This is a genomic window from Streptomyces celluloflavus (genome assembly GCA_000720995.1).
GTDB lineage: Bacteria > Actinomycetota > Actinomycetes > Streptomycetales > Streptomycetaceae > Streptomyces > Streptomyces celluloflavus.
In genome coordinates this window covers 45,151-68,069 of sequence record JOEL01000028.1, presented here as the reverse complement: position 1 = coordinate 68,069, position 22,919 = coordinate 45,151, and the positions used below count along the sequence as shown (strand labels likewise).

At 72.6% G+C, this 22,919-nt stretch carries 16 protein-coding genes and 1 pseudogene; 12 read left to right on the top strand and 5 right to left on the bottom strand.

What is annotated here, in order from left to right; translation table 11 throughout:
• Positions 1-81: 81 nt before the first annotated feature.
• Complete coding sequence (locus IH09_RS23485) at positions 82-2,970, top strand: vitamin B12-dependent ribonucleotide reductase (RefSeq protein ID WP_052859442.1); 2,889 nt, start codon at positions 82-84, stop codon at positions 2,968-2,970.
• A 222-nt stretch (positions 2,971-3,192) separates the two neighbouring features.
• Positions 3,193-3,801, top strand: a complete 609-nt coding sequence (locus IH09_RS40140; RefSeq protein WP_052859441.1) for a CGNR zinc finger domain-containing protein — start codon at positions 3,193-3,195, stop codon at positions 3,799-3,801.
• A gap of 168 nt (positions 3,802-3,969) precedes the next feature.
• Here the strand turns inward: IH09_RS40140 and IH09_RS23475 are convergent, their stop codons facing one another.
• Together IH09_RS23475 and IH09_RS23470 are read right to left on the bottom strand one after the other, a co-directional pair.
• Complete coding sequence (locus IH09_RS23475; RefSeq protein ID WP_052859440.1) at positions 3,970-4,491, bottom strand: TerD family protein; 522 nt, start codon at positions 4,489-4,491, stop codon at positions 3,970-3,972.
• A 514-nt stretch (positions 4,492-5,005) separates the two neighbouring features.
• Positions 5,006-5,593 carry a TetR/AcrR family transcriptional regulator gene (locus IH09_RS23470; protein ID WP_052859439.1) on the bottom strand — a complete coding sequence of 196 codons (588 nt, stop codon included), beginning with the start codon at positions 5,591-5,593 and terminating at the stop codon, positions 5,006-5,008.
• Positions 5,594-5,791: 198 nt separating this feature from the next.
• Here IH09_RS23470 and IH09_RS23465 point away from each other — a divergent pair, with 198 nt between their 5' ends.
• Together IH09_RS23465 and IH09_RS23460 are read left to right on the top strand one after the other, a co-directional pair.
• Entirely contained in the window at positions 5,792-7,204 is a 1,413-nt protein-coding gene (locus IH09_RS23465) for an amidase (RefSeq protein WP_052859438.1), read from the top strand.
• A 68-nt stretch (positions 7,205-7,272) separates the two neighbouring features.
• Positions 7,273-7,878 (top strand): YdbC family protein, encoded by a 606-nt coding sequence (locus tag IH09_RS23460; protein ID WP_052859458.1) that lies wholly within the window; start codon positions 7,273-7,275, stop codon positions 7,876-7,878.
• An 80-nt stretch (positions 7,879-7,958) separates the two neighbouring features.
• Here IH09_RS23460 and IH09_RS23455 read toward each other — a convergent pair whose 3' ends face one another.
• Positions 7,959-8,624, bottom strand: a complete 666-nt coding sequence (locus IH09_RS23455) for a TetR/AcrR family transcriptional regulator (protein WP_052859437.1) — start codon at positions 8,622-8,624, stop codon at positions 7,959-7,961.
• A 192-nt stretch (positions 8,625-8,816) separates the two neighbouring features.
• On the opposite strand from IH09_RS23455, the gene IH09_RS23450 reads away from it, so the two are divergent.
• The 5 genes from IH09_RS23450 (at position 8,817) to IH09_RS23430 (ending at position 14,650) form a co-directional block, all read left to right on the top strand.
• Positions 8,817-10,436 (top strand): ABC-F family ATP-binding cassette domain-containing protein, encoded by a 1,620-nt coding sequence (locus tag IH09_RS23450; RefSeq protein ID WP_052859436.1) that lies wholly within the window; start codon positions 8,817-8,819, stop codon positions 10,434-10,436.
• A gap of 373 nt (positions 10,437-10,809) precedes the next feature.
• Positions 10,810-11,469, top strand: a complete 660-nt coding sequence (locus tag IH09_RS23445) for a histidine phosphatase family protein (RefSeq protein ID WP_052859435.1) — start codon at positions 10,810-10,812, stop codon at positions 11,467-11,469.
• An 11-nt stretch (positions 11,470-11,480) separates the two neighbouring features.
• A complete protein-coding gene (locus IH09_RS23440; RefSeq protein WP_052859434.1) occupies positions 11,481-12,389 on the top strand; it encodes an ADP-ribosylglycohydrolase family protein in 909 nt (302 codons plus the stop codon).
• 842 nt (positions 12,390-13,231) lie between these two features.
• Entirely contained in the window at positions 13,232-13,933 is a 702-nt protein-coding gene (locus IH09_RS23435; RefSeq protein WP_052859433.1) for a ribonuclease HII, read from the top strand.
• 66 nt (positions 13,934-13,999) lie between these two features.
• Positions 14,000-14,650 carry a hypothetical protein gene (locus IH09_RS23430; RefSeq protein ID WP_052859432.1) on the top strand — a complete coding sequence of 217 codons (651 nt, stop codon included), beginning with the start codon at positions 14,000-14,002 and terminating at the stop codon, positions 14,648-14,650.
• A 416-nt stretch (positions 14,651-15,066) separates the two neighbouring features.
• On the opposite strand, the pseudogene IH09_RS37775 reads toward IH09_RS23430, so the two are convergent.
• Both IH09_RS37775 and IH09_RS23420 read right to left on the bottom strand, forming a co-directional pair.
• Positions 15,067-15,663: pseudogene (locus IH09_RS37775) on the bottom strand (hypothetical protein); the annotation flags it as partial.
• Positions 15,664-15,902: 239 nt separating this feature from the next.
• The gene (locus tag IH09_RS23420; RefSeq protein ID WP_052859431.1) at positions 15,903-18,068 is read right to left on the bottom strand and encodes a RecQ family ATP-dependent DNA helicase; all 2,166 of its coding nucleotides are present in this window, start codon (positions 18,066-18,068) and stop codon (positions 15,903-15,905) included.
• Between the two features lie 126 nt (positions 18,069-18,194).
• Between IH09_RS23420 and IH09_RS23415 the strand changes: the two genes are divergently transcribed.
• The 3 genes from IH09_RS23415 (at position 18,195) to IH09_RS23405 (ending at position 22,770) form a co-directional block, all read left to right on the top strand.
• The gene (locus IH09_RS23415; RefSeq protein WP_110952530.1) at positions 18,195-19,733 is read left to right on the top strand and encodes a DUF4192 domain-containing protein; all 1,539 of its coding nucleotides are present in this window, start codon (positions 18,195-18,197) and stop codon (positions 19,731-19,733) included.
• Positions 19,734-19,947: 214 nt separating this feature from the next.
• On the top strand, positions 19,948-21,957 hold the full coding sequence (locus IH09_RS23410) for a glycogen debranching N-terminal domain-containing protein (RefSeq protein WP_052859455.1): 2,010 nt from the start codon (positions 19,948-19,950) through the stop codon (positions 21,955-21,957).
• 48 nt (positions 21,958-22,005) lie between these two features.
• Entirely contained in the window at positions 22,006-22,770 is a 765-nt protein-coding gene (locus IH09_RS23405; RefSeq protein ID WP_052859430.1) for an NUDIX hydrolase, read from the top strand.
• Positions 22,771-22,919: the final 149 nt, after the last annotated feature.

Sequence of the window (22,919 nt, the reverse complement as noted above, 5' to 3'; positions counted from 1 at the left end):
CGGCCCCGGTCGCCAAAAGACATATACCGTGCCACGGAAGAAGTGTGCACATATGGGCGTTTGCCCGTATAGGGAGGCGGAATGACAGAGACGACGAGCGGCCCGGCACGAGGCTCCCGCGCCAAGGGCAGCAAGGCGAGCAAGGGTCTGCGCATCGAGCGCATCCACACCACCCCCGGCGTGCATCCGTACGACGAGGTGGAGTGGGCGCGCCGTGACGTCGTCATGACCAACTGGCGCGACGGCTCGGTCAATTTCGAGCAGCGTGGCGTCGAGTTCCCCGACTTCTGGTCGGTGAACGCGGTCAACATCGTCACCAGCAAGTACTTCCGCGGCGCGGTGGGATCGCCGGCGCGTGAGGCGAGCCTGCGGCAGCTCATCGACCGGGTGGTCAAGACTTACCGCAAGAGCGGCGAGGACAACAGTTACTTCGCCTCACCGGCGGACGCCGAGATCTTCGAGCACGAGCTCGCGTACGCGCTGCTGCACCAGGTCTTCAGCTTCAACTCGCCGGTGTGGTTCAACGTCGGCACCCAGCAGCCGCAGCAGGTCAGCGCCTGCTTCATCCTCTCCGTGGACGACTCCATGGAGTCGATCCTGGACTGGTACAAGGAAGAGGGGATGATCTTCAAGGGCGGCTCCGGCGCCGGCCTGAACCTCTCCCGTATCCGCTCCTCCAAGGAGCTGCTCTCCTCCGGCGGCAACGCTTCCGGCCCGGTCTCCTTCATGCGCGGCGCCGACGCCTCCGCCGGCACGATCAAGTCGGGCGGCGCCACCCGCCGCGCGGCCAAGATGGTCGTCCTGGACGTCGACCACCCCGACGTCGAAGCCTTCATCGAGACCAAGGTGAAGGAAGAGGAGAAGGTCCGCGCGCTGCGCGACGCCGGCTTCGACATGGACCTGGGCGGCGACGACATCACGTCCGTCCAGTACCAGAACGCCAACAACTCGGTCCGGGTCAACGACGAGTTCATGAAGGCCGTCGAGACCGGCTCGAAGTTCGGGCTGCGCGGCCGGATGACCGGTGAGGTCATCGAGGAGGTCGACGCCAAGAGCCTCTTCCGCAAGATGGCGGAGGCCGCGTGGGCGTGCGCCGACCCCGGCATCCAGTACGACGACACCATCAACCACTGGCACACCTCGCCGGAGTCGGGCCGGATCACCGCGTCCAACCCGTGCAGCGAGTACATGCACCTGGACAACTCCTCGTGCAACCTCGCCTCGCTCAACCTCATGAAGTTCCTGCGCGACGACGACAAGGGACACCAGTCGTTCGACGCCGAGCGCTTCGCCAAGGTCGTCGAGCTGGTCATCACCGCGATGGACATCTCCATCTGCTTCGCGGACTTCCCCACCGAGAAGATCGGCGAGACCACCCGCGCCTTCCGCCAGCTGGGCATCGGCTACGCCAACCTCGGCGCCCTGCTGATGGCCACCGGCCACGCCTACGACTCCGACGGCGGCCGCGCGCTGGCCGGTGCCATCACCTCCCTGATGACCGGCACCTCCTACCGGCGCTCCGCCGAGCTGGCCGCGGTCGTCGGCCCGTACGACGGCTACGCCCGCAACGCGGACGCCCACAAGCGCGTGATGAAGCAGCACGCCGACGCCAACACCGCCGCGGCGCGCGCCGACGACCTGGACACCACGGTCTGGGCGGCGGCCACCGAGGCATGGCAGGACGTGCTGCGCCTCGGCGAGAAGAACGGCTTCCGCAACGCGCAGGCGTCGGTGCTCGCGCCGACCGGCACCATCGGCCTGATGATGGACTGCGACACCACGGGCGTCGAGCCCGACCTCGCCCTGGTCAAGTTCAAGAAGCTCGTCGGCGGCGGCTCCATGCAGATCGTGAACAACACGGTCCCCAAGGCGCTCAAGCGGCTCGGCTACCAGCCCGAGCAGGTCGAGGCGATCGTCGCCCACATCGGTGAGCACGGCAACGTCATCGACGCGCCGGGCCTGAAGACCGAGCACTACGAGGTCTTCGACTGCGCCATGGGCGTCCGCTCGATCTCCGCCATGGGCCACGTGCGCATGATGGCCGCCGCGCAGCCCTTCCTCTCCGGCGCGATCTCCAAGACCGTCAACGTTCCGGAGACGGCCACCGTCGAGGAGATCGAAGAGGTCTACTACGAGGGCTGGAAGCTCGGCCTGAAGGCGCTCGCGATCTACCGCGACAACTGTAAGGTCGGCCAGCCGCTCTCCGCGAAGACGAAGGACTCCCCGGACACGGCCAAGGCCGCGGCGCCGGCGCAGACCGCGGCCGAGAAGAAGGTCGTCGAGTACCGCCCGGTGCGCAAGCGCCTCCCCAAGGGCCGTCCCGGCATCACCACCTCCTTCACGGTGGGCGGCGCCGAGGGCTACATGACCGCCAATTCCTACCCGGACGACGGTCTCGGCGAGGTCTTCCTGAAGATGTCCAAGCAGGGCTCGACCCTCGCGGGCATGATGGATGCCTTCTCCATCGCGGTGTCGGTGGGCCTCCAGTACGGCGTGCCGCTGGAGACCTACGTCTCGAAGTTCACCAACATGCGCTTCGAGCCGGCCGGTATGACCGACGACCCGGACGTGCGGATGGCGCAGTCGATCGTCGACTACATCTTCCGCCGCCTGGCGCTGGACTTCCTGCCCTTCGAGACCCGCTCGGCGCTGGGCATCCACTCCGTCGAGGAGCGCCAGCGCCACCTGGACACCGGTTCGTACGAGCCGGCCGACGACATGGACGTGGAGGGGCTGGCCCAGTCCGCGCCGCTCCAGGCCGAGTCGCCGAAGTCCGCCCCGGTCGTCAAGGCCGTCGAGGAGGCCGCCCCGGCCGCCCCGAAGCAGGCGCACACCAACGCCGAACTGGTCGAGATGCAGCTCGGCATCAACGCCGACGCGCCGCTCTGCTTCTCCTGCGGCACGAAGATGCAGCGGGCCGGCAGCTGCTACCTGTGCGAGGGCTGCGGCTCGACCAGCGGCTGCAGCTGAGCATGAGCGGACCCGCGCGGGACACACCGTCCCGCGCGGCCCGCGCACCGGGCTGAGACATGGCCCGGGGTGAGAAAGAGCGTACGAAGGGGACCGGCCGGGGGCCGGTCCCCTTCGGCGCGTCCACCGGTCCGCGGTCCGCCGTGCTCAGGGCGCGGCCGTTTCCGACCCCCGTGCCGCGGCCCTCGGGGCGCCGGGACCACGGGGCGGGCGGGCAGTGCGGTGGCCAGCCTGCCGCGGGCCGCGCTGGCGGACCTGCTCGCGGGCCATGGCGAGAGCCCGGGTGAGCTGACCGAGCGGGCGTTCTCGGAGGCCGATGCGGAGGAATTGCGGAGTGCCGTCATCCGGATCACCGGCGTCCTTGTCGGGAACGGTGCCACCGGGGGCGGTGCGATCGGGGATGGTGTCGAGGGGGAGGGTGCCAACGGGTACGGCTTCGCTGCGGGTGCCGGTACGGATGCCGTCGCCGAATCGGGCGGGGCGGACGACGCCGGGACTGACCGGGCCGCCCACGCCATCAACGCTTTGCCGGCCGAATGCGGTGCGCGCCCGCATCTGTCCCGGCATGGCGGTCATGCCTGGCATCTGCATGTCGACCGGGGTGAAGACGCGGGCTGGGCCGACTGGTTTCTGGCCTCAAGTGCCGTGGCGCTGGCGCAGATTCTCACCGAATACGGCCGTGTCACCTGGGGCGAATGCGCCGCCCCGCGCTGCGCCACTCTTTACCTGGGCACCGGCCCCGGAAGTGCCCACCGCTATTGCTCCGCCGCCTGCGCCTCGCGTGAACGGGTCGCGGCTCATCGCCGTCGCCGGCGGGCGGGCGCGGAGTAGTCGTTCTCGCCGGGACCGCACGGGAAGCGGGAATGCGTGAGAGGTGGGATCGCGTGGGAATCGGGGACTCCCGGGAATGGGGAAAGCGCGGGAAAGGGGAGGCGGATATCAGCCGCCTCCCCTTCGTCGCTTTCCCGTGCAGTCCGTCAGATGGCCGTCAACTGCCCCTCAGTTGCCCATCAGTGAGGTGAACGTATTCGGATCGGCGTCGAATCCGCGGAGGGACGTGTGGAATCGCCATGCGCCCGTGTCGTCCCGGGAGAATTCGGCGACGGTCGCGGCGGTCGCGTCCGCGACGCCGGAGAAATCGCTCGCCGCCAGATTGGTGCGGCCCTCGCGGACGAGGACCTCGGTATTCGCTACGTCACCGAAGACCTTGCGGCCCTCGCCCTGCTGGATGGCCACGCCCACGATGACGCGTGTGTAGGTCTCGCTCAGCCGGTCCAGTTCCAGCGTCATGACCTCGTCGGAACCGAAGCCCTGACCGGTCCGGCTGTCCCGGTTGAGGGTGATGGTGCCGTCGGGTGACCGGCTGCCGAAGTGCACCAGGTAGGACGGCTCGCCGTGCGGTGCGCCCGCCGCGTACGTCGCGGCGATGATGTCGAGGTCGTTATCGGGTGTGCCGAGGGGGCTGGGGTCCCACTTGAGCGTCACCTCGACCTTCTCGATCCCTTTGTTGAGAGTGCTCACCGGGTTCCCCTTTCTTCTTGCTTTCTTCTCGTCTGAGCCTTCTCTTACGCTTCGCTGGCTGTCTCTCTCGCGTCGTAGGTGCCGAAGACCGTCAGGCCGTCATCGGTCGGCGTACAACTGCTCATCGCTCGCGGTCGGTTGTCGTTCCGGACCGCTGCTGGACACCGGGACGAACGGAAGCAGTCGGTCGGGCCTGTGGCCGAGTCGAACCCGGGGAGCGAGGCCGGCTGGGTCGTCACGTCGGCAACTACCCAAGAATTCCCATTCGTTGACATGGTGACACGTCGGGCGTCCGCTGGGTTGGGCCAAGTGGTCGTCGTGGTAAGCGGAGTTGAAGCCCGTCGGTGGCTGGAAGGCGCCGTCGGGCCAGGTGGACGGAGGCGGGCAGTCGGCTCTCGGGGTGTATCGCCGGGCCGGTCCGGAAGTCCGGAGCGGCGGCTGCCGGATCGCCGGCCGTCCGGCGGGTCGGGCTGATCGCGCCGGAGGGCGGGTGTCGGTCCCGGAAGTCGGCCGGTCAGGCCGCCGGTTCGCGCCACAGGCGGCCCAGATGGCCGTCGAGGACGTCCAGTGCGGCGGCGGGGGAGAGGTGGCCGATCAGGACGTGGGTGGTGAGGCCGTCGGTGAGGGCGAGGAGGGTGCGGGCCTCGCGGGCCGGGTCGGCGGAACCGGTGGCTTCGGCGATGAGCCGGGTGAACACCGCCTGCAAATCGGCGTAGTTGGTACGCAGTATTTCGGCCAGTGGCGGGCTGACCGCGGCCTGTGCGACAAAGGCCAGCCAGACACGGGCCTCGGCGCGCTGCTCCTCCTGGAGCAGTGAGATCTCGGCGGTGGCGTGCCCGAGCGCCGTACGGGCCGACTGGGCCGGTGAGGCCACGAGCCGTGCCGTCACCCGCGCCGCGATCCGCGCGCCGATATGGCCGAGGGCGAAGACCAGCATCTCCTCCTTGGTGCCGAAGCAGCGCTGGACGGCGCCCATGGAGACCTCCGCACGGGCCGCCACATCGCGCAGCGTGACACCTTCCAGACCGCTCTCGTCGGCCAGTTGGCAGACGGCGTCGGCGATCTGCCGGCGCCGGCCCTCGTGATCCACCTGCTTGGGCATGTCGCGCACTCCGGTTCCGATGTCGTTTTATTCGATGCGTACGTATCGGGAACAAGGTTACGATGCTGAAGTGATGCAAGCGCATCGAAACGTCGGGGGCATCGAACCGCCTGGTTCCGCAGGGGCTTCGGAGCGCCCGGACGACGAAGCGCACCGGAACGTCGAAGTGCCGGAAGGCCGGTACGAGAGGGTGAGAACATGCGCGACGCGCTGTGGAAGATGACGGCCCGCGCCCAGGCGGCCGCGGTTCGTGACGGTGCGGTGACGGCGGTCGAGCTGGTCGACGCCCACCTGGAGCGGATCGCCGAGGTCAACCCGGCCGTCAATGCCGTGACGCAGCTGCTTGCCGAGCGGGCGCGCGCCGAGGCCGCGGTGGCAGACCGGCGGCGTGCCGCGGGCGTGGAGCCGGGGCCGCTGGTCGGTGTGCCGTTCACCGTCAAGGAGAGCACCGCCATCGCGGGTGTGCCGACGACGTACGGCGCGAAGCGCTTCCGCGATGCCGTGGCGAGCTCCGACGCGCCCCCGGTGGCACGACTGCGCGCCGCCGGGGGCATCCCGGTCGGGCACAGCAATATGCCGACCCTCATCCTCGCCGGCGTCCATACCCGCAGCGAGCTGTTCGGCGACACCGCGAATCCCTGGAGCCGGGCTGTCACGCCCGGCGGTTCCAGCGGCGGCGACGGTGCGGCCGTGGCCACCGGAATGGCCGCCCTTGGGCTCGGCAACGACTCCGGGGGCTCGGTGCGCATCCCCGCGTCCTTCTGTGGCGTCGCGGGACTGAAGCCCACCTACGGGCGGTTCGCCGCGGATCACCGCCTCGGGCCGGACGACCCCTCCCTCGCCGCCCAGGTGCTGGTGGTCGACGGGCCCCTGGCGCGTACGGTCGGCGATCTGCGGCTCGCGTACGAGGTGCTGGCCGGGACCGATCCGCGCGACCCGAGGGCGGTGCCGGTGCCCCTCTACGGCGAGCCGTTGGTGCGTCCCCTCAAGGTGGCGATGGTGACGGACCCCGGTGGACACGGTGTGCGTCCGGTGGTGCGCAAGGCGGTGGAGAGCGCCGCGGACGCGCTGCGGGACGCCGGATACGAGGTGTGCGAGGTGGCGGACGTGCCGCGGCTGGACGACGCCCTCGACGTCTACGCTCGGATGACGCTCACGGAGTTCGCCCCCTCCTGGCCGGTCGTCAAGACGCTCCTGGGGGAGGGTGGGCACCGCTATATCGAGCTGGGCATGGCGAAGAGCGGCCCGGTGGAGCTGACGGAATACCTGCGGCTGACCGGCGTGCGCCTGGGGATCCGCCGTGACTGGGCGGCCTTCCTGGACGAATATCCGCTGGTCCTGGGGCCGGTGTTCACCGATCCGCCGTTCGCGCCGGGGGCCGAGGTGCGCGACCCGGAGAGTCATCAGCGCGTGCAGACGGCCATGCGGCTGTGCACCGCGACGAGCTTCGTCGGCGTACCGGCGGTGGCGGTGCCCACCGGGGAGGCGGACGGGCTCCCCTGTGGTGTGCAGTTGATCGGGCGCGCCTATCGGGAGGACCTGTGCCTGGCGGCGGCCGAGGAGGTCGAGCGGCGGCTCGGGGTGCTGACGCCCATCGATCCACGTCCGTAGGAGAGTTCGTGGTGGTGACGATGTGACGCGCAGTGATGCCGGTTGCCGCGGGGCCGTACGATGGCGCGGTGCTGGTCAAGTGGATTCGCCTCACCGTCGTGGACCGTCGAGGGTTCGACCGGGGGCAGCGGAAATGGGCGGGGCTGCTGGGTGAGCCGGGGTTTCGAGGGCAGGGCGGGGGGTGGAGCCGGGGCCGCCCGGGGGTCGCGCATCTGGTGGCCTTCTGGGAGAGCCGGGCACTCTACGACTCCTTCATGGCGCGCTCACACGACCGGTTGGCGGCCGCCCAGGTAGGCACGTTCAAGGACATCCAAGTGCGGCTGTTCGAGCACGAGTTTGACGTGAAGGTGGGTTTCCAGCCCTCGTTCGGTGATGCGGACGTGCTCCGCCTGGCGCACTGCCAGGTGCACCAGGACCGGGTGGATCACTTCATGCTGATGCAGGAGAAAGTCTGGAATCCGGCGATGGCGGGGTCGCCGGGAATGCTGCGGGGGATGCTGGGGCGGGCTCCGGGGGAGGAGTTCCTGGTGCTGTCGATGTGGCAGTCGGAGGCCGAGCGCGGGAAGTACCGGCCGGAGCGGGTGGAGCGGCTGGCCCTGCGGGCCCAGATGACGGCGGATGTGCGGGCGGTCGCCGGGGATGTCGTGCAGCTCGAACCGTCGTGGACGGTGTGAGGGGCGGGTGCCGGCCGGGGGCGGCGGTCGCGGCGGGGTGCCGGTGAGCGGCGCCGGGCACGTGGCCCCGGGGGCCCGGCTCAGCCGGTGGTGAACGCTCCCGCACGGGCGGCGGCCAGGGCTGCCGCCGCGGACTGGTCGGCGAGCGCGCCGTCGATCGGTTCCCGGGTGATGAACAGGCGGAAGAAGACCGGTGCGGACACCGACCGGACGAGCGCGCCGGCGTCGATCACGGCGCCCTCGGTGACCGGCAGTTCGCCGCGTCCGACGGCGCGTGCCACGATCACCTCGCAGCGCGCGAACCGCTCGGCGTAGTAGGCGCGCAGCGCCCCGGCGGCCCGCTCCGACTGGAAGGCGGCCGCGATCATCGCGGAACCGGACGCGGCCGCGCCCGGATCGGCGAAGGAATCGACGACCTCGTGGGCGAGGGCGCGCAGATCTCCCGCGAGGGAGCCGGTGTCGGGCGGCAGCCAGGTGTCCTCGCCCGCCAGGTCCAGCGCGTCGGCCACCAGCCCCTCGACGCCTCCCCAGCGCCGGTAGAGCGTCGTCTTGTGCACGCCCGAGTGCTCGGCGACGTACTCGATGGTCAGGCCGGGATAGCCGTGCTCGGTGAGGCCGGTCAGGACGGCGTCACGGACGGCGGCCCGGGTGCGCGCGGTGCGTCCGCCGGGGCGCCGGGTGCCGGGGGTGGGCGGCGTGGACGTACCGGCCTTGCTCTCGTCCGCGGGCTCGGTCTCACCGGACAACTGCAACTCCTATTGCATTAGTGGGGTGGGGTGTGTCACCATCATCGTAATGCAATGGAAGTTGCATTTGGGTGTCGGTGGACCATTCACTCGATGCCCTGTCCGTACCTGCAACTGGACCAGTACCCGTATCCGAAGCCGTCTGCCCGCTCATGCCCCCGATGTGTCCACACGACCTGGCCGGAGGACTGATTGCCCACCCAGATCTCCTTGCACGACGTTTCCCACTCCTACGCCGACCGACTGCTGCTCGACGGCGTCTCCCTCTCCGTACGGCCCGGTGAACGGATCGGGATCGTGGGGGAGAACGGCGCCGGGAAGTCGACACTGCTGCGCATCATCGCGGGCGCCGAGCAGCCCGACGACGGCCGAGTCGTCCGCCGCGCCGACGGCGGTATCGGCCACCTCGGGCAGACCCCCGGCCTCCGCCCGGACCGCACGGTCCAGGACGCGATCGACGCCGCCCTGGCAGATCTCAGAGACATCGAACGCCGGCTCCGGTCGCTGGAGCGCGGGCTGGGCCGCGCCACGGCCGGTCAACTGGACGAGTACGGCGAGCTGCTCACCCTCTTCGAAGTGCGCGGCGGCTACGAAGCCGATGCCCGTGTCGACAAGGCGATGCACGCCCTCGGGCTGGAGCGGATCGCGCACGACCGGCTGCTGGGCAGCCTCTCCGGAGGCGAGCAGGCCCGGCTCGGACTCGCCTGCCTGATCGCAGCCTCGCCCGAGGTCATGCTCCTCGACGAGCCGACCAACCATCTCGACGCGGCCGCTCTCGACTGGCTGGAGGACGCTCTGCTCGCCCATCGCGGCACGGTCCTCGCCGTCTCCCACGACCGGCTCTTTCTGCAACGGATCGCCACCGCGATCGTCGAGGTGGACGCCGACCGCCGCGGCATCGTGCGCTACGGCGACGGCTACGGCACCTTCGTCGCCGCCAAGACGGCCGCCCGCCGCCGCTGGGAGCAGGAGTACGCCCGGTGGTGCGAGCAGATCGCGCAGCTCACCGAGTTCGCGGCGGGGACCGCACACCACGTCGCCCGGGGCCGGGCGATGAAAGACGGCAACAAGATGGCGTACGACCGGGACAAGGGCCGCGTCCAGGCATCCGTGTCCAGCAGAGTGCGCAACGCCCAGGAGCGACTGCGCAGGCTGCGGGACGAGCCGGTCCCCAGACCACCGGATCCGCTCCGCTTCCGCGCCGTACCGGGTACCGGCGACGCCGAGGGCACCCTCGTCCACCTCGACGGGGTGCGCGTCGCGGACCGGCTGGCGGTGGACTCCCTCTCGGTCGCCGCCGGTGAACGACTGCTGATCCACGGTGCCAACGGCGCGGGCAAGACCACGCTGCTGCGGGTCATCGCGGGAATCACCGAGCCGGACAGCGGAACGGTGCGGCGCCGGGGGCGGATCGGCTTCCTCGCCCAGGAAATACCGGTCACCCGCCCCGCTGAACCGCTGCTGGCGGCGTTCGGGCGGGGCCTGACCGGCGATGCGGACGAGCTGGCCGGCCTTCTGCTGTCCTTCGGGCTCTTCCGGGAGCGCGATCTGCGGGTGCCGGTGGGGGCGCTCTCGGCAGGCCAGCGGCGCCGGCTGGCGCTGGCCCGGCTGCTGGCCCGGCCGGCGGATCTTCTGCTGCTGGACGAACCGACCAACCACCTGGCCCTCGGCCTGGTCGAAGAGCTGGAAGAGGCCCTCGCGGTATGGCCCGGCGCGCTGGTCGTCGTCTCCCACGACCGCCTGCTGCGCCGGCGCTTCGGCGGCCGCAGCTACGGGATACGCGACGGTCGCCCGGTCCCCGACGCGCACTGAGGCACGGCCCGCGAGCGCACGCCCGTCGCTGTGCGTGCCCACCGCCACGCGTGCTCGTCGCCGTGGACGCTCTCCGCGGGTATGCGCTGCTCTTCGCGGGCGCCCGCTCAGGGCGAGCGCTCCTCGGCTTTCGGGCCGGCTCCCGTCCGTCGTCTGCCTGCACGCCTGCCGGGGTTCGGCGCGGACCGACGGAGCCGGATGACGGCGACACGAGAAAGGACGACGTGAGGAACGGTGGCCGATCTGAGCGACCGACCTGAGGGAGAGCGAGGCGACGTGGGGGCACCGCGGCATGGGATGCGCGGAGGAGGGGGCATGGCTGTGGCCGCCACCGCACGCGGCATGTACAGGGCAGGCGTCTTAGGGTGGCGGTATGGCCCGGCCCCGACGCATAGTCCTCATCCGCCACGGAGAGTCGGTGGGGAACGTCGACGACACCGTCTACGAACGGGAGCCCGACCACGCCCTCAGCCTCACGGAGACCGGGTTCCGGCAGGCCGAGGAAGCGGGCCCCCCGCTGCGGGCGATCTTCGGGGACGAACAGGTCTCCGCCTACGTCTCGCCCTACCGCCGCACCCACCAGACCTTCCGGGCGCTCGCTCTGGACCGGGAGCGGGTCAGGGTCAGGGAGGAGCCGCGGCTGCGCGAGCAGGACTGGGGGAACTGGCAGGACCGGGACGACGTACGGCTCCAGAAGGCATATCGCGACGCCTACGGTCACTTCTTCTACCGGTTCGCGCAGGGCGAGTCCGGCGCGGACGTCTACGACCGGGTCGGGGCGTTCCTGGAGAGCCTGTGGCGCAGCTTCGAGGACCCCGGCCACCCGCCGAACGTCCTGATCGTCACGCACGGCCTCACCATGCGCCTGTTCTGCATGAGGTGGTTCCACTGGACGGTCGCCGACTTCGAATCGCTGTCCAACCCGGGCAACGCGGAGCGGCGCACCCTGCTCCTCGGTGTGGACGGCCGCTACTCCCTTGACCGGCCGTTCGAGCGCTGGTGCGTACCCGAGCCTTACGGCGTCACCGGTTAGAGTGCACACCGATGACCGCCGACCACCGTGACGCAGACCGCTGTGAGCGGGCTCTGGCGAGCCTGCGCGGACTTTCCGTGGGCGACGCCCTCGGCTCCCGGTTCTTCGTCCCCGCCCACGTCCCCGCCCTCAAGCGCCGCGAGCTGCCGCCCGCCCCCTGGCAGTGGACCGACGACACCGAGATGGCCTGCTCCGTCCTCGCCGTGCTCACCACCCACGGCCGGATCGACCAGGACTCCCTGGCCCGCTCCTTCGCCGAACACCACGACGTCGACCGCGGCTACGGCCCGGCCGTGAACCGCATGCTCCGGCTGATCCGCGAGGGCGGCGACTGGCACGAGCTGGCGTCCGGCCTCTTCAACGGCCGGGGCTCCTGGGGCAACGGCGCCGCCATGCGCATCGCCCCCCTGGGTGCCTGGTACGCCGACGACCCGGAGCAGGCCACACACCAGGCGGAGATCTCCGCGTACGTCACCCACCAGCACCGCGAGGCCGTCGTCGGCGCGATGGCCGTCGCCGCCGCAGCCGCCCTGGTGGCGAGCCCGGGGCGGGACGCCGGCCCCGAGGAGCTCCTCGACGGCGTACTGGAGCTGATCCCGCGCAGCGCCGTACAGGCCGGTCTGCGCCGCGCCCGGGACATGCTCGACTACGCCGACTCCGGCACCGTCGCCGCCGTCCTCGGCTGCGGACGGCGGACCAGCGCCCACGACACCGTTCCCTTCACCCTCTGGGCCGCGGCCCGCCATCTCGGCGACTACGAGCAGGCGTTCTGGACCACTGCCCAGGTGGGCGGGGATGTGGACACCACCTGCGCCATCGTCGGCGGCATCGTCGCCGCGGGCAGCGGCGGCACCCCGCCCCGGTCCTGGCTGGACGGCGCGGAGCCCCTCCCGCCCTGGACCCCCACGCCCACCGGCTGACGAGCCCTGCCGCCGTCCCACTACGGCAGGGTCGGCCGTTCTGTCAGCCACGACCTGACCCTGCCGCGCTGCGCCACGCCCTCTGATCCCGGGCTGTGCGTTCCCCGGTCGTACGCCGTTCCTCTGCTTCCTGTGCGTCTCCGCTCCCTACGCGTCCGCCGTCCAATGGGCAGCGTCCGATGGCGACTTCGCACCACGTACCGCCTTGCGCGAGGCCCGGGGCGTTGCCCGCCGCCACGGAGTCACCGCCGCCCGTGGACCACTCCGCATCGACCGTTCCCCGTCCGAAGCCCCCGCCGCACGGCACCGATGTCACTCTCGGCGGTGTCGCGACGTCGCGACACGGGGACATGGCGGGACGGCAGGAGAGCGGACCGACGTGCTGCCAGCCTTCGTCGCCCACTCGATCGCGGTGCGCGACCTTCGGCCCTCACCCGCGACCTTCTGCGGCGCAACGGATCTCCCTCGCGTGCGTTTCTTGCCCGCTGCCCGCTGCCCGCTGCCCGCTGCCCGCCGCCCGGCGACGTCGTCGTGCTCTCCGGCGGGGCTCTCGGCGCGAGCGGCCGTCTCCCGCGAGGCAGCGCCGGAGGTGACCGGGGCGGGCGCCTGACCTTCCGGCGACGGGGGACCGGCAGGTGTCCGGCCCCGGCGTCGCAGGCCGGCGCGCGACGGCGACAGCGTGAGCACCACTCCGGCCGGACCCCGCGCCGATCCGAGCCCCCCACAGCGACCGCGCCGTACGGCCTGCCGTACTCTCGCCGGGCCCCGTGCCCGTCCCGTCAGGAATCAGTGGGGATCCGGTGCGGACGCCTGCGCCGAATAGGCGTAACCTGGCTGGCGCCATGCCGTACGAGCCTCCCACCCACACCGTCGAGCGATCGTTGCGCGCCACGACGGGCGCCAAGATCGTCGCAGGTGTCGACGAGGTCGGACGCGGAGCCTGGGCCGGTCCGGTCAGCGTCTGCGCAGCCGTCACCGGCCTGCGTCGGCCGCCTGCCGGACTCACCGATTCCAAGCTGCTGAGCCCCAAACGCCGCACCGAACTCGCCGGTGTGCTCGACGAGTGGGTCACGGCCTACGGCCTCGGTCATTCCTCGCCGCAGGAGATCGACGCCCTCGGCATGACCGCGGCACTCCGGCTCGCGGCCGTACGTGCCTTGGAGGCGCTGCCGGTCCGTCCGGACGCGGTCATCCTGGATGGTAAGCACGACTACCTGGGCGCGCCGTGGCGGGTCCGTACGGTCATCAAGGGCGACCAGTCCTGCATCGCGGTCGCCGCCGCGTCCGTGATCGCCAAAGTGCGGCGCGACGCGATGATGGCCGAACTGGGCCTGGAATACGCCGACTTCGACTTCGCGGGCAACGCCGGCTACCCCTCCCCGACCCACCGCATCGCCCTGGAGGAGCACGGTCCCACGCCGCACCACCGAGTGTCGTGGTCCTACATGGACGCGCTGCCCCGGTGGCGGCACCTGAAGAAGGTGCGCGTCACTCCCGAAGCAGCCGCTCTGGAGGCCGGAGGCCAACTCGGCTTCGCCTTCTGAGCGGTGCGGGCATCAATTCGGTACCCGATGACGTGTTCCGCACTTACGTTTGATAGACATCCCTTTATGCCTCTCATCCCCGAGGAGCCTCAGATTCACGAGAGTGTCCCGGGTCCTCGCGCCACTCCGGCCGCTGGCCGCACCGCGCCGAGCCCCCGTCCTGTTCCTGGTCCCGGTCCCCGCCCCGCGCCTCCGCGCGGTGCTCCCGCGGCCAGTGCCCGTCCGGGCAAGCCCGGACCCGCTGCCCCGCCGCGTGTACCTGTCGCCGCTCCGCCGGCGCAGCGCACCGGCTCCGAGCAGCCTGCCGCCGGTACCCCCGGCACCGCCGCCGGAGCGCAGCTCCAGCTGATCCCGGCACCCGCCGGTGGCGCCGTCGACGCCGCCGACGAAGCCGTCGATCTGCTGCTGGACACCGGACGCGCGCCGGGCGAGATCCTGGTGCTGACCACCGGCGACGCCCATCCGTGGGCAGCGCACGAGCTGTCCTTCGGTGAGACGTCCTACTGGGCCCAACACGACGCCGCGGACGATGTGTTCTACGCGGATGCCACCGCGGGGCGCGCCGCCGGGCGGCCCGTCGTGGTCGTCGCCGTCAACGGTGGCACGGACGAGGCCACCGCGCAGGCACTGCCCGCGGCGATGGCCCGTGCCGGAGCGCTGCTGATCGTCTGCGGCGACCCGCAGACGATCAACGCCGTGCTGGGCGCGCACGCCTAGCGGTACCGCAGGGAGCAGCCCGCCGGCCACACCGGCCGGTCGGGTTCGCTCGCGCGTCGGCGCCAACCGCGTGCCCACGGCCTCGGCCGTGCGTGGCGGCAGCCGCGTGCCCCTCAGCGGGCCGCCGAGTACCGCCGGGCCGCGGCCGCGAGCCGGGGCGCCACCCGGTTGCCGTCCCACGGTGGCTCGGACGGCTGCCCCGCATCCCGCGGAACCTGCCGCGCCGCACCACCGGCCCGAACGGGGAAGCCGCACACCGACGTTCCGCCCGCCCCCGAGGGCCCGGTCGTCCCCGGGACACCATGTCGCCCCGGAGGGGGACACCACGCCGCGGCGGGGGACGGGACCTCAGGCCCAGACCCAGACCCGGGTATGTCGGCCGGAACCCTCGTTCGCTCTGCCGCTGTTCCGTATGGCGCGTCGCCCGATGTTCCCGTGGGCGATGCCTCCGTAAGCGGCTCGGCCGTGCGCGGCGCGTCCGTACGGGACGGCAGCCGGGGCCGACGCCCGCCCCGGCCCTCGCCGAGCACCTGCCAGCGGTCGGCGGTCAGCATGATGTACGCCCCGCACCGCAGCCCGTGCAGGGTGCAGGCGTCACGCAGCCCCCACAGCCACGCCCCGTCCGTCTCCGTCCAACGGGTCTCGCCCGCACGGCAGTAGAGCAGTACGGCCGTCCGGACCGGGACGCGCCGCCGCAGGTCGTGCGGGATGATCCGGCGCAGCTGAGACAGCAGTGCGTTGCGGAACTCCCAGCCGTCGGGCGCGGTCGCGGGCCCGGTGAACGACGCGCTGGCGGTCACCCGCTCCCGAGGATCCAGCACCGCCACGACGGCGGTCGACAACCCGGGACGGTGGCGATCGTGCAGGCCGACGACGACCCCACGGGGATTGCGCAGTAGCGGGATACCTGCCGAGGCCCACTCGGCGGGCTCCAGCATCCGGCCCAGCCGGGCGGCGGAACCCCCGCCCGCGAGCCGCGACATGTTCGCGGGCGAGGCGAAACCGAGGGCCACGGTCCTCCCTTCGTCTACGCGTCCACGCGCCGGGCGGCGGCCGGGCGCGCGAGAGCGCACCACGACAGGCCCTGCCCGACCGCGGAGGGGCTGGTACGGGGAAGCGGCTCCAATTCTTGCGGTCGCACACGTATGCGGCAACGAGCAATTCGCGCCCACGACCCGAAATCGCCCCATGCGCCGTCGACTCCGGCCCGCCACCCCGGCCATCCCACTCTCCCCCTCCGCCCCGGCCGGTCCTAGCCCTGCACGGCGAGGACCAGGGGAAACACCCCGTCCGCACCCGCTCTGCGCAGCAGCCTGGCGGCCACGGCCAGCGTCCAGCCGGTGTCGGCGTAGTCGTCCACCAGGAGCACCGGACCGCCGGCCGACGCCAGGGCCTGGGCCAGCTCGGGCGGCACGCTCAGGGCGCCGTGCAGGGCCCGCAGCCGCTGAGCGCTGTTGCTGCGCGGGATGCGGCCGCCGTCTCCGTCGTCCGTGGCGGTCACCGCCCCCAGGAACGGCATCCTGCCGACCGAGGAGATCCGCTCGGCGAGCGAGCGAATCAGCTGTGGGCGGGTGCGCGAGGAGAGGCAGACGACGCCCACCGGGCGGGCCGGCGCGTCCGCCGCCCCGGAGGCCCAGCCCCCGGGCCCCTTCGCCCAGTCGGCGAGGACCGTGACCACCGCGGCCGACACGTCATCGGGGACCGGACCGTCCGCGGCCCCCGGCGCGAGCATCGGCCGCAGCCGGTTGCCCCAGCCGATGTCGGACAGCCGGCCCAGAGCACGGCCGGTCGCGGCCAGCTCACCGGCCGGAATACGTCCCTTGAGGTCGACGCCGATGGCCGGCAGCCCCGTCGGCCACATCCGTCGCGGCTCCACCTCGACCCCCGGGCGCCCCAGCTCGCCGCGGGCCGCGTCCAGCGACGCGGCGGACACCTCGGTGGTGAACCGCGCCCCGGCACAGGTGTCGCAGCGGCCGCACGCCACCGCCGCGTCATCGTCCAACTGGCGCCGCAGGAACTCCATCCGGCAGCCCGTCGTCGTGGCGTAGTCCCGCATCGCCTGCTGTTCCGTCTCGCGCTGGCGGGCCACCCACGCATAGCGCTCGGCGTCGTACGACCACGGCCGGCCGGTGGCCGTCCAGCCGCCCTTGACGCGGTGCACCGCGCCGTCGACATCGAGCACCTTGAGCATGGTCTCCAGGCGCGAACGGCGCAGTTCGACCTGCGGTTCCAGGGCGGGCAGCGACACCGGACGGCCGGCGGCCGCCAGGACGTCCAGCGTCCGGCGCACCTGCTCCTCAGGGGGGAACGCCAGCGACGCGAAGTACTTCCAGATCGCCTCGTCCTCCCGGCCGGGCAGCAGCAGCACCTCGGCATGCTGCACCCCACGGCCCGCGCGCCCCACCTGCTGGTAGTACGCGATGGGGGAGGACGGCGAGCCCAGATGCACCACGAAACCCAGGTCGGGCTTGTCGAATCCCATGCCCAGCGCGGAGGTCGCCACCAGCGCCTTGACACGGTTGGCCAGCAGATCGTCCTCCGCCTGCTGACGGTCGGCGTTTTCCGTCTTGCCGGTGTACGAGGACACGGTGTGCCCCCGGTGCCGCAGGAACGCGGTGACCTCCTCCGCGGCGGCGACGGTGAGGGTGTAGATGATGCCCGAGCCCGGCAGTTCGGACAGATGATCCGCCAGCCAGGCGAGCCGGTGCGCTGCGTCCGGCAGCGGCAGCACCCCCAGGCTCAGGCTCTCCCGGTCCAGCGGGCCGCGCAGCACCAGCGCCTCGGCCGCGCCCTCGCCCGTCCCCAGCTGCTCGGCGACATCGGCCGTCACCCGGGCGTTGGCGGTGGCCGTCGTGGCGAGCACCGGCACACCGGGCGGGAGGTCGGCGAGCATCGTGCGCAGCCGCCGGTAGTCCGGCCGGAAATCATGGCCCCAGTCCGAAATGCAGTGCGCCTCGTCGACCACCAGCAGGCCGGTGGCCGCTGCGAGCTTGGGCAGCACCTGATCGCGGAAATCGGGGTTGTTCAGTCGCTCCGGCGACACCAGGAGGACATCCACCTCACCGGCCGCCACTTCGGCCTGGACGGTGTCCCACTCCTCGGTGTTGGCGGAGTTGATCGTGCGCGCGCGGATCCCGGCCCGCGCGGCCGCCTCGACCTGGTTGCGCATCAGCGCGAGCAGCGGCGAGACGATCACGGTCGGCCCGCTGCCGCGCTCGCGCAGCAGCGCCGTCGCGACGAAATAGACCGCGGACTTGCCCCAGCCCGTGCGCTGCACGACCAGGGCGCGGCGGTGGTCGGCGACCAGCGCCTCGATCGCCCGCCACTGATCCTCGCGCAGCCGGGCCGTGCCGCCGGGATCCCCGACGAGTCGGGTCAGGACGGCATCGGCCGAGGCACGCAGGTCTTCGTTGCTCATGCCCCCATGCAACCCGATGCCACTGACAACGCGCGAACTCCCGCCCGAACCTGTGGACAACCGGCGTCACCCGGGAGTTGTCCACAGGGGTCGCGGTGGAGCGGCCGGCCGCGGGATCTTCGAGCCATGAATCCGCAGAGCGAACCGCCCGAGCACTCGTCCAAGCCCTCCTCGACCTCAGCCGAGACCACCGCCGAGACCACCGCCAAGACCGCCGCAGAGACCACCGCGGGCCCGGCCGGGCCGCCTGAGCCGTCCGCCGCTGTCCACCCGTCTGCTGCCCGCCCGTCCGCCGCCGACTCGTCGAAGCCTCCGAACCCGCCAGACCTCAACAGTTCCTCCGACCCCGCCCGCACCGACGGGAGCCGGACCACCGACCCCCAGGTCACCCTGCGCGGCCCGGCCGAACTCGCCGACGCGCTGCCCTACCTCATGGGCTTCTACCCGGACGACAGCATCGTCCTGGTGGCCCTGCACGGCGAACGCGGGCGCTTCGGCGGCCGGGTCAGGCTCGGGATTCCGACGGACACGACGCAGTGGCCCGACGTCTCCGACCAACTGGCCGACTGCCTGGTCACGGCCTGCCAGGACCGTGGCACCCGGCCCGCGGGCATCCTCGTCTTCCTCTGCCAGGAACCCGCACAGGGTGAGAGCGGAAAGGACGTGAAGGACCGCCTCCGGCCCCTCGCCCAGCGGCTGCGCACCGCCTGCGGCGCACTGGACGTCCCCGTACTCGAAGCCCTCTGCCTCTCCAATGGCCGTTACTGGTCCTACTGCTGCCCGGACTTCCGCTGCTGCCCCGTCGAGGGCACCCCCCTGGTCATGCCCGGCACGTCCGTGATGGCCGCGGCCGCCGCGTACGCGGGAATGCAGGTACGCGGCTCCCTCAAGGAGATGGAGGCACGGCTGACTCCCCGCACCGGGCCGCGCGCCGCCGAGCAGGAAAAGGCCCTCGACACCGCGGCCGCCGCGCTCGTCCCGCGGATGCTCCGGCGGGACGGCGCGGACGTCGTCCGCCGCAACACCCTCGACCTGGCCGGCGCCATGATCCACCGGTTCCGGCAGGACACACCCGCCGGCAGCAACCGGGCCAGGGACGCCTGCGACGACGCACTGATCACCGACGCCGAGGCCGCCGAACTCATCCTCGGGCTCCAGGACCGCACCACCCGGGACCGGGCGGCGCAGTGGATGGAAGGGCCCGTCGCCGCACCGGCCCTCCGGCTCTGGCGAGCCCTCGCCCGCCGCTGCCCCGGCGGCTTCGCCGAGCACGCGGTGGCACCGCTCACCCTCACCGGATGGGTCTCCTGGGCCACCGAGGACGGCCCCTCGGCCCGGGTCGCCCTCGGCCGCGCCCTGAGCATCGACCCCGACTATCTCTTCGCCCAGCTGCTGCACCGCGCCATCAACGACGGCCTCGATCCGGAGCCGCTGCGCCGCTGCCTGCGCGACGAGCGCGCCGAACACGACGACGAGCCGGACGGTCCCGGCACCGCGCCCGCGACACCTGCGGATGAGGCACCGCGGATCGCTGGACGGCAGGGCCGGCCACGCACTGCCGACCGCCCCCGCCGACCGCGCGGCGGTAGGGGCCCCGGCTCCTGTACGACCGAAGACCGGAGCAGGCGCCGGGCCGGCCGGGACACCGACCGGAGCAGGGGGTGACCGCACCGTCGGGCGGGGCCGGCGTGACCTGGGCGCCGGTTGCGCCGTTCAGGTGAGTGGCGCAGGCCGTACGGAGCCCCGACCTCACCAGGGAGCACAGAGCGTGCCAGGCATCGTCCCCACCACTCAGCCGGCCTCCCGACCGCCCGGTGAACGGCGCCCCGCGCCGCCCCGGGCGCCGCAGCCGCAGCCCGTCCACGCCGCGCTGATCTGCGTGGCCCTGCCGGCCCTCGCGGTCTCACCCGCCTCCGGGCAACTCACCGGGCAGGGACTGGACGGCTACTACCGCGATGGCAGGCGGATCCTCTCCCGCTGCGAACTGCGCGCGGCGGGCGGTGAACCAGTCGTCGTCCAGGGACGGCTGGTCGCCGCGGACCGCGCCCGGTTCGTCGGGACGGTCCGCAGAGCGGGGGAGCGAGGACCGGACCCGGAGATCAGGATGGAGCGACTGCGGTCCGCCGACGGCAGCGAACGGATCACCTTCAGCAGCAGCTCCGTACGGCCGGTCCGGCTCCCCGTGGAGATCCGGCTCGGCACCGACCTCGCGGAGCTGGGCGCCGTCGCCGTCGGCCTGCCGGGTCCGGAACTGCGGGCCGTGGTCCACGGCTGCGGACTGCGCTGGCCGGGGCCCGGAGCGCAGGCGGTGGTGTCCGCGTCCCCGGTGCCCGCCGAGGCCCTGGCCTCGGCGGGCCTGCTGCGCTGGGAACTGGACCTGCCGCCCGGCGGCCGGCGCACCATCGAACTGCGCGCCGGACTCGAACTCACCGCCGACGGTTCCCCGGCCGGCCACCGGCGGCCGGGGAGCGGAAGCCGCCCGGGGGAGCCGCGGATCCCCGCCCCTCGGCCGGCCCTCCCCAGGCCCCGCGCCGACCGGCCACCGCGCCCCTGGCCGGCCGCACGACTGGACTGCGACGACCACCGGGCCGACGCCCTCCTGGCGAGCAGCCTCGACGACCTGTACGGCCTGCTGATGCGCGACGCCGGCACACCCACGGACGTGTACGTCGCGGGCGGGTTCCCTTGGCGCTGCGGCCTGGCACCGGCCGAGGCACTGTGGACCGCCAGGATGCTGCTGCCACTGGGCACCCGACTCGCCGCCGGCACGCTGCGCGCACTCGCCCGTACGCAACAAGCCGCACCAGGGGCGGATTTCGGCCGAATTCCCGGCGCCCTCCGGGACGCCGGGCCGCACGCACCACCCAGCTGCACGGGCGTCGAGGCCACCCTGCTCTTCCCCACCGTCCTCGCCGAGGCACACCGCTGGGGCCTGCCGGAGCAGGAGACCGAACGACTGCTGCCCGCCGCGCAGCGCTGTCTGCGATGGCTGCGCGACACGACCGAGCAGCCCGGCGCCGGCCACCACGGCGGATACGTCCCCGACCCCGCGCCCGGCGGACCGTACCGCTGCGAGACACAGGCCCACGCCCACCGCGCCGCACTCCTGGGCGCCGACCTCCTCGACGCCTTCGGGGCCCCCGGCGCGGCGGCGCTGCGCGAGTGGGCCGCGGATCTGCGTGCCCGGTTCCGGACGGACTTCTGGCTGGAGGACGGCGCCGGAGGCCGCCCCGCCGCCCTGCGCACCCGCGACGGCCGACCGCTGCCGCATCTCGGCTCCACCGCCGCCCATCTCCTCGACACCGGCCTGCTCGGGGGCGGCGACCTCGCACCGGGCCTGCTGGACGCGGCGCGGACCGGCCGACTGGCCCGGCTGCTGGGCGGCCCCGCCCTGGACTCCGGCTGGGGCCTGCGCGGGCTGGGCGCCAAGGAGAGCGGATACAACCCGTTCGGCCACCGCAGCGGCGCGGTCCGCGTCCACGAGACGGCGGTCGCCGTGGCCGGCCTGGCCGCGGCCGGCCACGAGAAGGAGGCCGGCGCCCTGGCCCGGGGCGTCCTCGACGCGGCGGAGACGTTCGGCCACCGCCTCCCGGAGATGTACGCGGGGGAGCAGCGCACCACCGGCAGTGCCCCGGTCCCGCACCCGGCGGCCTGCCGGCCCGCGGCACCGGCGGCGGCCGGCGCGGTGCAGATACTGCTCGCTTTCACCGGGCTGCGCCCGGACGTTCCCGGCGGGACGGTTGCCGTGCGCCCACCGGGCAGCGCCCCGCTCGGCGCGATGCAGTTCACCGGACTGAGCGTCGCCGAGCAGCCGTTCGCGGTACGGATCACCAGGCTCGGCATGGGGATGGTGGAGGCGGCGGCGGACGGTCTGCAACTGAGCTCCTGAGGCGCTCCGCCGCCTGTTTATCGTCAGGCGGACGACTATGATCGCGCCATGCCTCCCTACGACCCGTCGGCCTTCCCGCCCTTCGCCGTCACCGTCGACCTGGTCGTGCTCACCGTGCGCCGCCACGCCCTGTGCGCGCTGGCAGTGCGCCGCGGCGAGCCGCCGTTCCAGGGCCGCTGGGCGCTGCCCGGCGGATTCGTCCGGGCCGACGAGGACCTGGAGGAGGCGGCCGCCCGCGAACTCGCGGAGGAGACCGGCCTGCACGCCCACCTCCCGGCGGGCCCGCCGCCGGCCTACGGCGCGCACCTCGAACAACTGGCCACCTACGGCGACCCCGGGCGCGACCCCCGGATGCGGGTCGTCAGTGTCGCGCACCTCGTGCTCGCCCCCGATCTGCCCGCCCCCCGGGCCGGCGGTGACGCCCACAGCGCGCGCTGGGCCCCGGTGGAGACACTCCTTGACCAGGAGGCCGCGCACGGCCGCGACGGTGACCTCGCGGCCCCGCTCGCCTTCGACCACGCGCGGATCCTCGCGGACGGCGTGGAGCGCGCCCGCTCGAAGATCGAATACTCCTCGCTCGCCACTGCCTTCTGCCCCCAGGAATTCACCGTCGGCGAGCTGCGGAGGGTGTACGAGGCGGTCTGGGGCGTCGCCCTCGACCCCCGCAACTTCCACCGCAAAGTGACCGGCACCCCCGGCTTCCTGGTGCCGACCGGCGGTACGACGACCCGTCAGGGCGGCCGCCCCGCCCAGCTCTTCAGGGCCGGCGGAGCGACACTGCTCAACCCGCCGATGCTGCGCCCGGAGATCTGAGGAACTGCCACACACCGGGACGATGCCGGAACCGGCGTGCCTCCGCGGGGACACGGTGACTGCCTAAAATCGTTAATTACGAGTAAATGGGGCATATCGCGTTACCTTGGCCGGGTGAGCCCTCTCGTTCCCCCCCGCTGCTTCCGGGC